This is a genomic window from Sulfitobacter sp. (assembly GCF_036961165.1).
In the GTDB taxonomy this organism is placed as follows: domain Bacteria; phylum Pseudomonadota; class Alphaproteobacteria; order Rhodobacterales; family Rhodobacteraceae; genus Sulfitobacter.
In genome coordinates this window covers 1-13,247 of record NZ_JBALVJ010000038.1, presented here as the reverse complement: position 1 = coordinate 13,247, position 13,247 = coordinate 1, and the positions used below count along the sequence as shown (strand labels likewise).

At 56.1% G+C, this 13,247-nt stretch carries 13 protein-coding genes; 2 read left to right on the top strand and 11 right to left on the bottom strand.

The genetic code is table 11. The features are described 5' to 3' along the window. Positions 1-4 precede the first annotated feature (4 nt). Positions 5-871 carry an acyl-CoA thioesterase gene (locus tag V7730_RS14990; protein ID WP_335748408.1) on the top strand — a complete coding sequence of 289 codons (867 nt, stop codon included), beginning with the start codon at positions 5-7 and terminating at the stop codon, positions 869-871. A gap of 11 nt (positions 872-882) precedes the next feature. Here V7730_RS14990 and V7730_RS14985 read toward each other — a convergent pair whose 3' ends face one another. The 9 genes from V7730_RS14985 to V7730_RS14945 all read right to left on the bottom strand — a co-directional run bounded on the left by V7730_RS14985 (position 883) and on the right by V7730_RS14945 (position 9,942). After that, on the bottom strand, positions 883-1,254 hold the full coding sequence (locus V7730_RS14985) for a VOC family protein (RefSeq protein WP_335748407.1): 372 nt from the start codon (positions 1,252-1,254) through the stop codon (positions 883-885). Between the two features lie 9 nt (positions 1,255-1,263). Beyond that, positions 1,264-2,037, bottom strand: a complete 774-nt coding sequence (locus V7730_RS14980) for an SDR family oxidoreductase (protein WP_335748406.1) — start codon at positions 2,035-2,037, stop codon at positions 1,264-1,266. A gap of 1 nt (position 2,038) precedes the next feature. Then, positions 2,039-2,809 (bottom strand): SDR family NAD(P)-dependent oxidoreductase, encoded by a 771-nt coding sequence (locus V7730_RS14975; RefSeq protein WP_335748405.1) that lies wholly within the window; start codon positions 2,807-2,809, stop codon positions 2,039-2,041. Beyond that, a complete protein-coding gene (locus V7730_RS14970; protein ID WP_443070228.1) occupies positions 2,806-4,092 on the bottom strand; it encodes an acyl-CoA dehydrogenase family protein in 1,287 nt (428 codons plus the stop codon). The genes V7730_RS14975 and V7730_RS14970 overlap by 4 nt, the downstream gene beginning before the upstream one ends. 62 nt (positions 4,093-4,154) lie before the next feature. Then, a complete protein-coding gene (locus V7730_RS14965) occupies positions 4,155-4,934 on the bottom strand; it encodes an enoyl-CoA hydratase-related protein (protein WP_335748403.1) in 780 nt (259 codons plus the stop codon). Beyond that, positions 4,931-6,220: a 3-hydroxyacyl-CoA dehydrogenase gene (locus V7730_RS14960; protein WP_335748402.1), complete on the bottom strand. Its 1,290-nt coding sequence runs from the start codon at positions 6,218-6,220 to the stop codon at positions 4,931-4,933. The genes V7730_RS14965 and V7730_RS14960 overlap by 4 nt, the downstream gene beginning before the upstream one ends. Beyond that, positions 6,217-7,992 (bottom strand): class I adenylate-forming enzyme family protein, encoded by a 1,776-nt coding sequence (locus tag V7730_RS14955; RefSeq protein ID WP_335748401.1) that lies wholly within the window; start codon positions 7,990-7,992, stop codon positions 6,217-6,219. The genes V7730_RS14960 and V7730_RS14955 overlap by 4 nt, the downstream gene beginning before the upstream one ends. A gap of 190 nt (positions 7,993-8,182) precedes the next feature. Continuing rightward, positions 8,183-8,974 carry a 3-deoxy-manno-octulosonate cytidylyltransferase gene (locus tag V7730_RS14950; protein WP_335748400.1) on the bottom strand — a complete coding sequence of 264 codons (792 nt, stop codon included), beginning with the start codon at positions 8,972-8,974 and terminating at the stop codon, positions 8,183-8,185. Continuing rightward, a complete protein-coding gene (locus V7730_RS14945) occupies positions 8,974-9,942 on the bottom strand; it encodes a KpsF/GutQ family sugar-phosphate isomerase (RefSeq protein WP_335748399.1) in 969 nt (322 codons plus the stop codon). The genes V7730_RS14950 and V7730_RS14945 overlap by 1 nt, the downstream gene beginning before the upstream one ends. 227 nt (positions 9,943-10,169) lie before the next feature. On the opposite strand from V7730_RS14945, the gene V7730_RS14940 reads away from it, so the two are divergent. After that, positions 10,170-11,180, top strand: a complete 1,011-nt coding sequence (locus tag V7730_RS14940) for an NAD-dependent epimerase/dehydratase family protein (RefSeq protein ID WP_335748398.1) — start codon at positions 10,170-10,172, stop codon at positions 11,178-11,180. Between the two features lie 3 nt (positions 11,181-11,183). On the opposite strand, the gene V7730_RS14935 is transcribed toward V7730_RS14940, so the two are convergent. After that, positions 11,184-11,861 carry a nitroreductase gene (locus tag V7730_RS14935; protein WP_335748397.1) on the bottom strand — a complete coding sequence of 226 codons (678 nt, stop codon included), beginning with the start codon at positions 11,859-11,861 and terminating at the stop codon, positions 11,184-11,186. A 12-nt stretch (positions 11,862-11,873) separates the two neighbouring features. Continuing rightward, on the bottom strand, positions 11,874-12,635 hold the full coding sequence (locus tag V7730_RS14930; protein ID WP_335748396.1) for a MipA/OmpV family protein: 762 nt from the start codon (positions 12,633-12,635) through the stop codon (positions 11,874-11,876). Positions 12,636-13,247 lie beyond the last annotated feature (612 nt).

The window sequence follows — 13,247 nt, the reverse complement described above, 5'->3', positions numbered from 1 at the left end:
CGCTATGAGCAATGTTGCCGATCAACTGATAGAGCTGCTGAACATTGAGCAACTGGAGGTCGATCTATTTCGTGGTATCGGCTCAGGCGGTGAAACGACCACGCGCATCTTTGGCGGGCACGTCATCGCACAAGCGTTGATGGCAGCGTATCGAACGGTTCCCGACCGTCTTTGCCACAGCCTGCACGCCTATTTCATCCGTCCGGGTGATCCAAAAATTCCCGTGATTTATCAGGTCGACCGCGCCCGTGACGGCGGCAGCTTTACCACACGGCGCGTTGTGGCAATTCAGCATGGCAAACAGATCTTCAATCTGTCCGCGTCGTTTCACATTGATGAAGAGGGCTGGAACTATCAGCACGAGATGCCGCAGGTTGGCAGCCCTGACGACTGGCCAAATCGCGATGAACTGCGCGAGGCGCATGTCGCAAAGATTCCAGCGAAATTCCACGATGATTTTCTTCGCCAGCGCCCGATTGAGCTGCGCGAAGTTGCGCCGCGTGATTTTTTTACGCCTGAAAAAACATCAGACCACAATCATCTGTGGTTCCGCATGGAAGCCGCCAAAGGCCAAGGCCCGCAGATGCAGCACTGCTTGATGGCCTATGCGTCCGATATGAATCTGCTTGGTTCTTCCCTGCGCCCGCACGGGCTGACGTGGTTTCAGGGAAATGTCATGAGCGCGAGCCTGGATCATGCCATGTGGTTTCATGGGCCCATTGAGTTCGCTAACTGGCATTTGTACGATCTGGATGCCCCGTGGACGGGAAAAGCCCGCGGCTTTAACCGCGGGTCAATCTACAGCGCAGACGGGACATTGGTGGCAAGCGTCGCACAAGAAGGTCTCGTGCGGCCGCTCAAGAAGCGCTAAGCGCTTCGCCATTACCCGAAGGTGAAGAAGCAGAGCTTGTTGCCGTCCGGATCACGAACGTAAGAGCCGTAGAAACGGTCTGGTATGCGTTGACCGGGAGGGCCATCACATGTCGCGCCGAGTTCCAGCGCACGGGCATGCAGCCGGTCCGCCTCTTCTTTTTCATCTATCGTGAAAGCAATCATCACGCCGTTTCCGGGTGTCGGTGCCTGCTTGTCATAGGGTTCGCATACGGCAAGCATTGGCTCGCCGCGTTTGGTCCCGATGAAAGCAATGCGGCCAGCATCAATGACAACTTTCGCGCCCTTTTCCTCAAACAGATCACAGTAGAACTTTTTGGCGCGTTCCATGTCGCTCACGCCGATGGTGGTGTAGCCGATCATTATTCTGTCCTAACTGTCAAAGTTGCCAAAGCGGCGGTTGAGTTTGCGCATGCCACCGATCCAACGGTCGTAGTTGTCGGTTTTGTTGCGCATGTATTGCTCGACTTCTTTGTGCGGTAGCACAAGGAAAGTCTCGGCACGGATCGTTTCGACACAGGCCTCAGCCACAGGGCCCGGTTCCATCATGCCATTGATCGCGGCAACATGGTCTTCGTGGCCACGCGTCATTTCGGTACGGACCGCTTGTGGACACAGGACAGAGACCTTGATCCCCTGATCGCCGTACGTCAGCGCAAGCCATTCCGCGAGGCCAACAGCAGCGTGTTTGGTCACCCCGTAAGGCGCGCTGCCGATCTGGTTAAGCAGGCCAGCTGCCGACGAGGTGTTGAGCAGGTAGCCGCCACCGCGTTCCGACATTAAAGGCACCAAGTGCCGTGCCGCCCAAACATGGGACATCACGTTGATCTCCCAAATGCGCTGCCAGTCGTCATCCTCAACCTCGACACCACCGGGCACTGAGATACCCGCGTTGGAGCAAAACAGATCGATCGGACCTGCATCTGCTTCCACCGCATCGATCATGCCGGTGATCTGGTCTTTGATCGCGACATCCACTTGATAGGCTTTGCCGCCCATCATTTTCGCGGTTTCCTCGGCGCCCGCCATATCCCGGTCAACGCAAGCGATGTGCTTTGCGCCTTCCTCGGCATAGCGCACGCACATGGCCCGTCCGATGCCGGAGGCAGCACCGGTCACGACGATAATCTTGTCTTTCAGTTCCATGTTATGTCCACATATTTGAGCCGCCACAGACGGTAAGCGCCTGTCCGGTCATGTATTTGGATGCGTCAGACGCGAGGAACACGGCAAGACCCGCAAAGTCCTCGGGATCGCCCAAACGACGCAGCGGGATTTCGTTCTCTATCCGTTTGGCGACTTCGGGATTGTCCCATAATTCACGTGCGAATTCTGTTTTCACCAAACCGGGGCAGATCGCGTTAAAGCGGAGGCCGTTTGGTCCGAATTCTGCGGCAAGGTTGCGCACAAGACCGATCAAAGCCAGCTTTGACATGCCATAGGTGCCGAGCATGACTGAAGGCTTGAACGCCCCAATGGAAGAGGTGAATGCCATTGAGCCAGACCCCTTGGCTACCATGTCGGGGGCAACCATCTGCGCCAACCACAAGTTGGACAGCACGTTGGCGTTCATCGTTTTCTGATAGGCGTCATCGGGGATTTCGGAGGTTTTCCCGTAGTAGGGGTTTACCCCCGCATTGCCGATCACACAGTCAATCGGACCGGCAAGTTCGTGTGTTTTGTCGACGAGCGCCTGAAGCTGCTCTTTGTAGCCGACATTACAGCTCACGCCGTATGCCTTACCCTTACCGAGGGTATTAATGCCCTCGGCTGCGGCGTCCAGCTGGTCTTGTTTGCGGGCAGATATGACGACAGTCGCGCCATGCTCCGCCAGCGCCGTCGCCATTGCCAGACCCATGCCTTTGGAGGCACCGGTAAGCAGGGCGACTTTGCCAGTTAGATCAAACAGCGTGCTCATACACCGCCTCGTGTACGACCTGTTGAGATCTCACCGCGGGCGCGGTCAGTCCGGGAGTTGGACGCCTGATAGTCTTTGACCTCGGCACGCGCGATAACGTGGTGGTGCACTTCATCAGGGCCATCTGCGTAACGCAGCGTGCGCTGAGCCGTGTACATGCCGGACAGGGGGGACCACTGGGAAATACCCGTGGCGCCGTGTACCTGCATCGCTTGATCAATGATGTTACAGACTTTTTCCGGCACCATCGCCTTAATCATCGAGACCCAGATACGCGCCTCTTTGTTGCCCAGCGTATCCATCGCCTTGGCCGCTTTGAGAACCATCAAACGCATGGCTTCGATCTCGATCTTCGCGCGCGAGATTGTCTCCATGTTTTTGCCCAGATCGATGATCTTTTTGCCGAACGCTTCGCGTGACAGGCCACGTTCAATCATCAGGTCCAGCGCTTTTTCAGCAGAACCAATGGAGCGCATGCAGTGGTGGATGCGGCCGGGTCCAAGACGTACTTGAGAAATCTCAAAGCCACGGCCTTCGCCCCAGAGCATGTTGGCTTCTGGCACGCGAACGTTGGTGAACTTGATATGCATGTGACCGTGTGGCGCGTCATCGTGACCGAATACGTGCATCGGGCCAACGATCTCGACACCGGGGGTGTCGATCGGCACAAGAATCTGGGACTGCTGGCGGAAAGCCTCAGCATTGGGGGACGTTTTGACCATGGTGATCATGATCTTGCAACGCGGATCACCTGCACCGGAGATATAGTATTTCTCACCGTTGATGACCCACTCACCATTCTCCAGCACAGCGGAGGTTGAGATGTTCTTGGCATCCGAGGACGCCATATCAGGCTCTGTCATGGCGAAAGCGGAACGGATCTTGCCGGCAAGAAGCGGTTTGAGCCACTCTTCTTTCTGTTCTGGTGTGCCGATACGCTCAAGCACTTCCATGTTGCCTGTGTCTGGCGCGGAGCAGTTCAGCGACTCTGACGCCAGTGGGCTTTTGCCCAGTTCGGCTGCAATGTAAGCATAATCAAGGTTGCTAAGACCTTCGCCGGTTTCGGCGTTGGGCAAGAAGAAGTTCCACAGACCCGCATCGCGTGCTTTTTGCTTTACTGTTTCCAGCAGCTCTAGCTGACCGGGCGCGTAGGACCAGCGGTCCGCACGGCCTTCGCCCATTGCATAGAAATCTTCAGTAATCGGATCCACGTTTTCGCGGATGTGCTTGATCACAGCCGCCAGCAGCGGCTTGTTTTTCTCGGACATGCCAAGATTGTTCATTTCCATCGGTGTATCGGACATAAAATGCCTCCCTTAGTTATTTCTTCACCCAACGGGTGAGGTTATTTGTTGACCCAGTTGGGTTTGCGCTTTTCGACGAAGGCATTCACGCCCTCTTTGAAATCTTCGGTTTTGGAAAGATCCGCAATCACTTCGCGGGAATAGGCGATGCTCTCTTGCATGCCGTCGCGGGCATACATGTCATTAAGCACCCGCTTGGTCGCTTTCACAGCAGAAGGTGAGACGGAGCAGAGTTGCTCTGCCTTCTCGATTGCTTTTGCCATCAATTGGTCATGTGGATGCACCTCATTCACGCAGCCCATTGCCAGTGCTTCGTCGGCCATGATTGTGCGACCAGTGAACATCATTTCCTGCGCGGCAAGACGGCCGATATACCGTGACAGACGTTGCACGCCGGACGCGGCTGCGAAGAAGCCGACTTTGACCTCTGGCAGGGCGAACTTTGCATTTTCCGAAGCGAGGATGATGTCGCATGACAACGCGGTTTCAAAACCGCCGCCCATCGCAAAGCCGTTCACCGCAGCAATGATCGGTTTCTCAAGATCAAAGCGTGAGGAAAGGCCGGCGAACCCTGTTGGCGTCATCTTTGCCTTTGATCCACCTGCAGCGGTTGCCTTAAGGTCGTTCCCGGCCGAAAACGCCTTGTCGCCAGCGCCGGTTAGAACAGCGACCCATAGATCTTGATCTGCGGCAAAGTCATCCCAGCACGCGGCCATCTCGTTGTGCATGTCTACATGAACGGCGTTGTAGACGTCAGGCCGGTTCATCGTCACCAGCAGGATGTGCCCCTGCTTTTCCGCTGTGATAAATTCGTAGCTCATACTTTCAGCCCTCCGGTATCGATTTCAGTGAATTTGCCACCTGTCGCAGCGAGGTGGCGCAAAAGATCGGCAGGAGAAAAAGCTGGATCAGCCGCGCCCAGCTTCTCCATCCGGTCAAGCACAGCCTGCGCGCCGACCATATCGCCGTAGAACATCGGCCCACCTTTATCCGCAGGCCAGCCATAGCCGTTCAGCCAAACCACATCGATGTCAGAGGGGCGCTGTGCCTTGTTCTCTTCAAGAATTTTAACAGCCTCGTTGATCATCGGGTAAATGCAGATTTCAATAATCTCATCTGCGCTCATTGTGGTTGGCTCTGCGCCGGTCACGTTCTTGATGATCCCTGCGGTCACATCGGACGGGATCGGGCGGCGGTTTTCGTCGTAGTCATAAAAACCAGCCTGAGTTTTCTGCCCGCGGCGATCCATCTCACACAGCATGTCGCGGATCGGGTTGTCGGTTGTAGCGCCTTTGGACCAGCCGATATCAAGACCGGCCAGATCGCTCATCTGGAAGGGGCCCATCTTGAAGCCAAAGGCGTTCAAAGCGGCATCAACGTCCCAAGGCATCAGACCTTTAGCGAGCAGGTTGTTCGCCTGAATCTGGCGCGCAAACAGGATGCGGTTGCCGACAAAGCCGGGGCAGACACCCACGAGGGTGGCAATCTTGTTGATCTTCTGGGCCAGCGCCATAGAGGTCGCGACAACATCGTCAGCCGTGTGTTTGGCGCGTACGATCTCAAGCAATTTCATCACGTTCGCAGGTGAGAAAAAGTGCAGGCCGATCACATCTTCGGGGCGACGCGTCATCGCAGCGATTTCGTTGATGTCCAGCGCGGAGGTATTCGTGGCAAGGATCGCACCGGGCTTCATCACGCTGTCCAGCTCGGTGAAGATTTTGCGCTTGAGGTCCATGTTCTCAAACACGGCTTCGATCACCAGATCACAATCGGCCAGATCAGCGATGGCAAGACGGCCATCGAAACGGTCCATGCGCGCTTCGACCTCATCTTGGGGGAAACGGCCCTTGTCAGAAGAGCGTTGGTAATTGCCGCGCACAACTTTCAGGCCACGGTCCAGCGCTTCTTGCGTGGTTTCCACAATCTTGACGTTATAGCCTGCAGTAGCAAAGTTCATGGCGATGCCGCCACCCATGGTGCCCGCGCCGATGATCCCAACCGTTTTGATATCACGCTCCGGCGTTGAAGGATCAAGGTCGGGAACCTCCCAAGCCGCTTTGCCTGCTGTCGCGATATAGTCGCCGATTTGTTCTGTTGTTGGTGTCATGTATTTGCCTTTTCAGTCTCTAAACAAGCGGCACGGAGGCCGCGCCGGTCAATTTTGTCAGTTGCACCACGCATCAGGGGGACGGTTTGCGTCCAGAGATGTTGGGGTATTTTGAAACCCGCGATATGGCCCTCAAGGGCTTGGGTCATATGTTTACGGTCCAGCGTTGCGCCTTCGCGCAGCTGGACACAGGCGCCCACGTTCTCTCCCAGACGTTCGTCAGGAACAGAAAAGGCGCAAGCTTCGATGACATCGGGCAGGCGATGCAGCGCACCTTCCACATCCAGACAGGCAATGTTTTCCCCGCCTCGGATGATGATGTTTTTCTTGCGATCCAGAATGGTGATGAAACCTTCTTCGTCCATCACTGCCAGATCGCCCGTGCGCAGCCAGCCGTCTTGCATCGTCTCGGCGGTGGCTTCGGGTTTGTTGAGGTAGCACCGCATGTTTGCAGGGCTTTTAACAGTGATCTCACCCAACTCTCCTAATGCCACGTCATTGCCAGCATCATCCAGCAAGCGTAACTCTTGCACCGGTGGGTGTAGTTTGCCGGCACTTTCGGGGCGGTTGACGTAGTCGTCGCCGATCATCCCAATCCCAAGCGCGTTCGTCTCGGTCATACCCCAACCTGTAGCAATACCGGCGTTCGGGAAAGTCTCGGCTAGTTGTGCCACCTGTGCGCCGGGCCGTTTGGCGCCACCAGACCCGAGATAGTCGAGCGTTTCAAGCTTCACACCGGATTTGCGCGCGGCGGCCATAAGGTCCGCAGATTGGGTGGGCACGCCCAGAAAACGGGTGATCTTTTCGGCTTGGATCAAGCGCATCGCCTCATCCGCATCCCACTTGCGCATCAGCGTGATCCGCGCGCCGGCGACGAGGCTGAGCAAAAACAGTGGGTGCGTTGCCGTGACGTGAAACAGGGGCGTGACCACAAGCGCTGACGGGCGCAGCGGTTCTGGCGCGCCTTCTTCCGGCGGGGTAACGAAAGGGGCCACAACCGCTTGCATCAACCAACTGAACACAGCATTTACTGCGCTGCGATGGGTCTGCACGACGCCTTTCGGGTGGCCCGTTGTCCCTGATGAATACATCACGGCAAAATCATCGTCCGTGTCGATTTCTGCATTTATTGGCGCGTCGGAAGCGGCAGTCTGAAGGGCGGTGTAGCTATGTTCGACCATGCCCTCGCCGTCCCGCACGCCGATCAGTTCTAGGCTTAGCTCTGCCACCAACGGCTGCAGCCGCTCTATGCGCGGCCCATCGGCAAACACAAGCTTTGCTTCACTGTCACGCAGTGCATAGTCCAGTTCTTCGGTCGTCCACCATGCATTTACAAATACGACAGTCGCACCTGTGGCAGAAATCGCCAGCACGAGGGCCATCAGCTCTGGATAGTTGCGCATGGCAATGGCGATGCGATCACCGCGCGCGATACCAAACTGGGTGCGTAGCACCTGAGCCACCCGCCGTACTTCGGCGGCAAATTCACCGAAGGTCCACCGCTCACCTTCAAAAAGAAGATAGTCCGCGGCACCGTTATCATGCTGAGCCATGCCAGCATCAACCAAAGCGGCCACAGTGGCCGGAACATTCTGGAATGCTTTGTAAGTGACGCCGCGCACGACTGTCGGCGCTATGGCGAATGTGGGGTTGGTGCTGAGCACATGAGCTACAGCTTCTTCCGGCGACATCGGCGTCATAAGGCTGGACCCGATACGATTTTCAAGCTTTTCATTGTGACCCTCCCAAGTCGGCGGGTCGCCTTTCCTCATCCTCCCGAGGGCGGGCGACTCTCTTTGAGAGCAGACTAGGCGGAAAGTTAGGGGCTGCCAATACCGCAGTACGGAACTTCGTTTCGCAAATGGCTATTTCGTGCTGACGCCCAAGAAAGCAAGCGTGTCTGCGACAAACTAACTGGGTTTTAGCGTAAAAAATTTAACATAATCATTATTATAGCGCTAATTATTCAGCATTCAGGATAGATTCAATACGCGCAACGTCGCCGGGATTGTTCAATTCCCAGAACACGCGGCCTTTACCCTCAACCTCTACACAGAGGATATCAGTACCGTTTTCGAGAAAGCGCAACTGCTCCAGACCTTCGTGTCGTTCCAGCCGCCCTTCTGGCCAGTTCGCATATTGTGTCAGGGCCGCAGGCCGGTAGGCGTAAAGGCCGACATGGTGGAACACTTCGCCCTCAGCTTCCGCCTCTTTGGCGGGTGCGATGTAGGGCAAAACTTCTTTGCTAAAATAGAGCGCGCGGTTTGTGCGGTCAAAGACGGCGGTTGTCCCGCCAACCAAACCCGCAGCACGGTCCGCGCGGAAATGGGCGTAGGTTTGCGCGTCACACCGCACTACGGGCGTCGCAACCGGGGCTTCGGGCCGCGCGGCCATTGCAGCGATTAGATCTTCTACAAACCATGCGGGTGTCAACGGCGCGTCACCTTGTAGGTTCACGACCAAGTCGGCATCGAACACGTTTGCTGTCGCGGCTTCGGCGCAGCGCGCTGTGCCGTTCTCGCAGGTTTCGGATGTCATGATGACTTGCGCGCCGAAGGCTTCGGCAGCCTCTTTGATCCGTGCATCATCTGTAGCAACATAAACTGCCTCAACGCCCTTAACGGCCATTGCCGCTTCCCAACTACGTTGGATCAAGGATTTCGCGGTGCCTTCCCGATCGCGGAGCATCACAAGTGGTTTGCCGAGATAGCGGGTCGAAGCGTAGCGGGCCGGAATGACGATGACGGTTTTCATTATGCTACTCCTGCACGCAGACAATCATGGATACGCAACAAGCCTACTGGCACGCCTGCGGCATCGACAACCACCAACACGGTGATCTTGTTTTCATTCATCACGGCCAAGGCCTTCACCGCCATCATTTCGGGCGGGACAGTCTTGGGTGTGGTCGTGGCGACCTCTCCTGCCCGCTTGCTGCCGAGGTGTTCACTGTTGCGGCGCAAGTCGCCGTCCGAGATCACGCCAACCAGTTTGCCATCTTCAACCACGCAGGCAATGCCGAAGCCTTTTTCGCTCATCTTGAGCAAGGTTTCCTGCATGCTGGCATCAGGAGAAACGACGGCCATGGCTTCGGTACCGTGCATCAACTGGTGCACCAGCGCTAGCTGCGCGCCAAGCTTGCCGCCGGGGTGATAAGTGCGGAAGTGTTCCGACAGAAAACCCCGTTGCTCCATCAGCGCCATGGCCAGCGCGTCGCCCAACGCAAGCGCCATAGTGGTCGATGTGGTGGGCGCGATCCCGCTGCCTGCTTCGGGTTCCTGTGGTAAGGTCAAACACAGGTCAGCGGCCCTCATCAATGTGCTTTCAGGCTTACTGCTCATCCCGATCATCGGGATAGAGAACCGGCGCGTGTGATTGATCAAATCTCCCAGCTCGGACGTCTCGCCCGAGTTAGACAGCAATATGCACAGGTCTTCCTGCGTGATCATGCCAAGGTCCCCATGGCTTGCTTCCGCAGGGTGCACAAAATAAGCCGGCGTGCCAGTCGAGGCGAGGGTCGACGCGATCTTGCGCGCAATGTGGCCGGATTTGCCAATACCCGACAAAATGATGCGACCTTTGATCTGTAGGATCCGCTCCACCGCGGGGGCAAAATCGGCCGGCAGATTGCGGGCCATCCGCACAAGGGCGCTGCCCTCATGTTCCAGAACCTGCGCCGCAGTGGCCAATATCGCTTCACGCGGTGTGTTGATCTTTGACATAAATACTCTTTCCGCTGATCGGGGCGCTTTGTAACGATGTACGCATAGCAGCCGCCTGCCGCAAGTGAACGGTATGTTTTTAACGCTGACCTAGTGTATGCGCACCTTGTCACCCTATCTTTATTATGAACGGACTGGCTCGCAGGAACCGCTTTGACGGTTGAGGCAATGTCCCCTGCGGGTGTAAGCGCGCAAATGGACTGCAATTGGTGGATAAGGATGACCCGATGAAAACTGCGCTTGTGACCGGCTCTTCCGGCTTCATCGGTTATTTCGTTGCTGATGCACTTTTGGCTGCCGGCTGGAAGGTTGTCGGGGTCGACAGCATGAGCGATTATTATGATGTCAGCCTCAAGCAATCCCGTCTTGATCTTCTTGAGGCGCAAAAGGGTTTCACCAATGTGAAAGGCAAGGTTGAGCAGCCCGGCCTGCTGACCAAATTGTTTAATCAACACAAACCAGAGATCGTGATCCACTTGGCTGCTCAGGCCGGCGTTCGGTACTCACTCGAAAACCCGATGTCGTATTTTGAGACAAACTTGGGCGGCACCTTGCAACTGTTGGAGGCCGCGCGTGCGCATCCGCCAAAGCACATGCTTCTGGCGTCGAGCTCGTCTGCCTACGGGGCAAACACCGAGATGCCCTATCAAGAGAATACGAAGGCCGATCACCAGATGTCGCTTTATGCTGCGACCAAAAAATCGACCGAGAATATCGCCCACAGTTATGCACATCTTTTTGCGTTGCCGATCACGATGTTCCGGTTCTTTACGGTGTACGGACCGTGGGGGCGGCCTGATATGGCGCCGCACAAGTTCACTTCCCGTATTCTCGAAGGGCGGGCGATTGATGTTTACAACCACGGCCAGATGCGCCGCGACTTTACCTATGCCACCGATCTGGTTCAGGCGATTTTGTCGTTGATTGATGCCGTTCCGGACCATCTGACGCAACAGGGCAAATACCTGGGCGACAGCCTGTCACCTGTGGCCCCTCATCGGATAGTGAACATTGGCAATGCCGACGCGATCCCGCTTTTGGATTTCATCAAAGCGATCGAGGACGCAACTGGCGTTGAGGCGCAGATGAACCTCATGCCCATGCAGCCAGGCGACGTGCCTGCCACATGGGCAGACACAAGTTTGCTTCAATCACTGACAGGGTATGTACCGCATACCTCTGTCCGTGAAGGCGTTGCGCAATTTGTCGCGTGGTACCGCGACTATTACAAAATCTGACTATTAGTCGTCGAAGCCGACAAACCGCGCGACTTCGGCAACGTCACGGCGCTCTGACACAACTTCGTTGGCCGAAAATGTCTCATCCGGCCAGCCCATCGCGACACAAGTCATGATAATCTGGTCATCGGGGATTTGCGCGTGCTCGCGGACCACGGGGGATTGCATGATCCCCTGCCCGTTGATCACACAGCCAAGGCCACGTGACCACGCCGCCAGCGTCAGTCCGTAAGTGACTGCCCCCAGATCGAAATGCGCAATTGTGCCGCCGTCCAGAGATTTGTCAAAAGTCACCACGATGGATACGGGCGCATCAAACTGCCGAAAGCCGCGCATAACCCAGTCTTGACGCATTGCCTTGTCATCACGCTCGATCCCCATGGCGGAGAACAGCTGCTTGGCGATGCCCACCTGACGGTCGCGGTGTGGCCCTTCGTATGCACCATGATCGACGATCTCGCGTACGGGTGGCACACCATTAAGCATGCGAGTGGAATTCCCCTCCCGCACACGCTCAAGCGGTTCGCCTGTCAGCACATGCAAATGCCAAGGCTGCGTGTTCATCGATGATGGTGCACGGTTGGCCAGTGCAATCACTTCTTCAATCAAAGTGCGTGGCACAGGTTTATTCAAAAAGCCCCGGATACTGCGGCGGCCATTCATTGCCTCGTCAACTTGCATATAGGTGTCTTCCTAGAAATTGAGTGTGAACTGACGGCTGAGGCCGATTTGGATGCGCCACTGATCCTCTGAGCCGTTCATCGTGATAGGGCTGTCTGCGGCATCGCCCAACAGCATTTCATAGCTTACGCCACCTTCAAGTGACCAGTTGTCATCCAGAAAATATGTCCCAGTCACCTGAACACCTGCGCCCAAGGCGCCACCCGTCGCGTCATAGCCAGCAAAAGTGGCTGTCCCGCCTGTTGGCACGCCAAAATAGGTGTTGGCAAATTCGTCATTGCCGAAATTCACCCGTGGACCAGCTTTGATCACGAACCGGTCGTTCGGGCGCAAGATAAGGTCAGCACCAAGTGTACCTGTCACACCGTTATGACCCGTGACACCCTTGCGGATTTCACCAAATGCCATCCAGTTTGTTTGCTGGAACGCCAGACCGAAACCCAGCTCAACGGCAATGTCGATATCTTCCAGGCCTGCCAGCTCGGGGCTGTCTTCGGCGGTGCGATCGCCAAGAACGCGGAACGCCGCATTGAGCGACACGCCATTGTCCGGAATGCCGCGCACGCCGTTACCTGTGTCAATCGCGCCCCACTTGAGCGATCCAAACGTGAAAGTTGGCGCTGCAACTGCAACTGTAGAATCAGAGCCCATATACTCTGGCGCGGCACCCACACCGAGCCCGAGGGCGAAATTGAAAGACCGATCTTGCGCCATGACAGGTAGGGCTGTGCCAAGTGCCAGTGCGGATACAGTTACAAATGAGAGAACGCGCATCAAAATGCTCCAATAACTTCAAGATCCGCCAAACCGGTCCTGTAAGGTCCCTGAATAATTTAAAGCCCTCGATAAGCAAAGTATATGGGGAAACACATATAATTTATCGCCCTGATGCATGTCGCGGCCACAAGGTCGGCTGCTGAGGCATAATGAGCTAGACTAGCAATGAAATAGAACGCGCCCTGTAGCATGGGTGACAGGTAGATGTTGCGCAAAGTATCGTCTCTGGAGGCAACTCCTTTCATCACAATCAACAACAGCCCGAAAGGCGACGTAGCAGACACGGACACGATCGGACGCGCCAATAAGGTCATCCGACGCACTGCCTACATATCCTAACCGCTTGGCCCTGGGCCCCATACGCGTAATCCGGTGCAGTGCCATGTCTTGGGGTGTGAGCCATTAAACCAGAGCGCCTTCAAAAGGGGACGCCGGGTTTGACTGCGACCGGCACCAATGTTGCGATCATCCGCCGAGTTTTTTTGCGGTAATGCCCTCTGTGCCGGTGGGGGCATAGCAGCTCACGCTGCCAAAAGTCAGCGCAGCTTGCTCTACCAGTGAAGTGGTCCTGCTTTTTAGGACAGTTTTGCGGCTTGGCTAAGATGCATC

What these genes read in the sequence shown, in the direction of transcription:
- V7730_RS14950 (WP_335748400.1), bottom strand. Translation starts at nt 8,974, where the DNA reads ATGAAAACCGTCATCGTCATTCCGGCCCGCTACGCTTCGACCCGCTAT.
- V7730_RS14985 (WP_335748407.1), bottom strand. Translation starts at nt 1,254, where the DNA reads ATGATCGGCTACACCACCATCGGCGTGAGCGACATGGAACGCGCCAAA.
- V7730_RS14970 (WP_443070228.1), bottom strand. Translation starts at nt 4,092, where the DNA reads ATGAACAATCTTGGCATGTCCGAGAAAAACAAGCCGCTGCTGGCGGCT.
- V7730_RS14990 (WP_335748408.1), top strand. Translation starts at nt 5, where the DNA reads ATGAGCAATGTTGCCGATCAACTGATAGAGCTGCTGAACATTGAGCAA.
- V7730_RS14980 (WP_335748406.1), bottom strand. Translation starts at nt 2,037, where the DNA reads ATGGAACTGAAAGACAAGATTATCGTCGTGACCGGTGCTGCCTCCGGC.
- V7730_RS14965 (WP_335748403.1), bottom strand. Translation starts at nt 4,934, where the DNA reads ATGAGCTACGAATTTATCACAGCGGAAAAGCAGGGGCACATCCTGCTG.
- V7730_RS14975 (WP_335748405.1), bottom strand. Translation starts at nt 2,809, where the DNA reads ATGAGCACGCTGTTTGATCTAACTGGCAAAGTCGCCCTGCTTACCGGT.
- V7730_RS14935 (WP_335748397.1), bottom strand. Translation starts at nt 11,861, where the DNA reads ATGCAAGTTGACGAGGCAATGAATGGCCGCCGCAGTATCCGGGGCTTT.
- V7730_RS14940 (WP_335748398.1), top strand. Translation starts at nt 10,170, where the DNA reads ATGAAAACTGCGCTTGTGACCGGCTCTTCCGGCTTCATCGGTTATTTC.
- V7730_RS14930 (WP_335748396.1), bottom strand. Translation starts at nt 12,635, where the DNA reads ATGCGCGTTCTCTCATTTGTAACTGTATCCGCACTGGCACTTGGCACA.
- V7730_RS14960 (WP_335748402.1), bottom strand. Translation starts at nt 6,220, where the DNA reads ATGACACCAACAACAGAACAAATCGGCGACTATATCGCGACAGCAGGC.
- V7730_RS14945 (WP_335748399.1), bottom strand. Translation starts at nt 9,942, where the DNA reads ATGTCAAAGATCAACACACCGCGTGAAGCGATATTGGCCACTGCGGCG.
- V7730_RS14955 (WP_335748401.1), bottom strand. Translation starts at nt 7,992, where the DNA reads ATGAGGAAAGGCGACCCGCCGACTTGGGAGGGTCACAATGAAAAGCTT.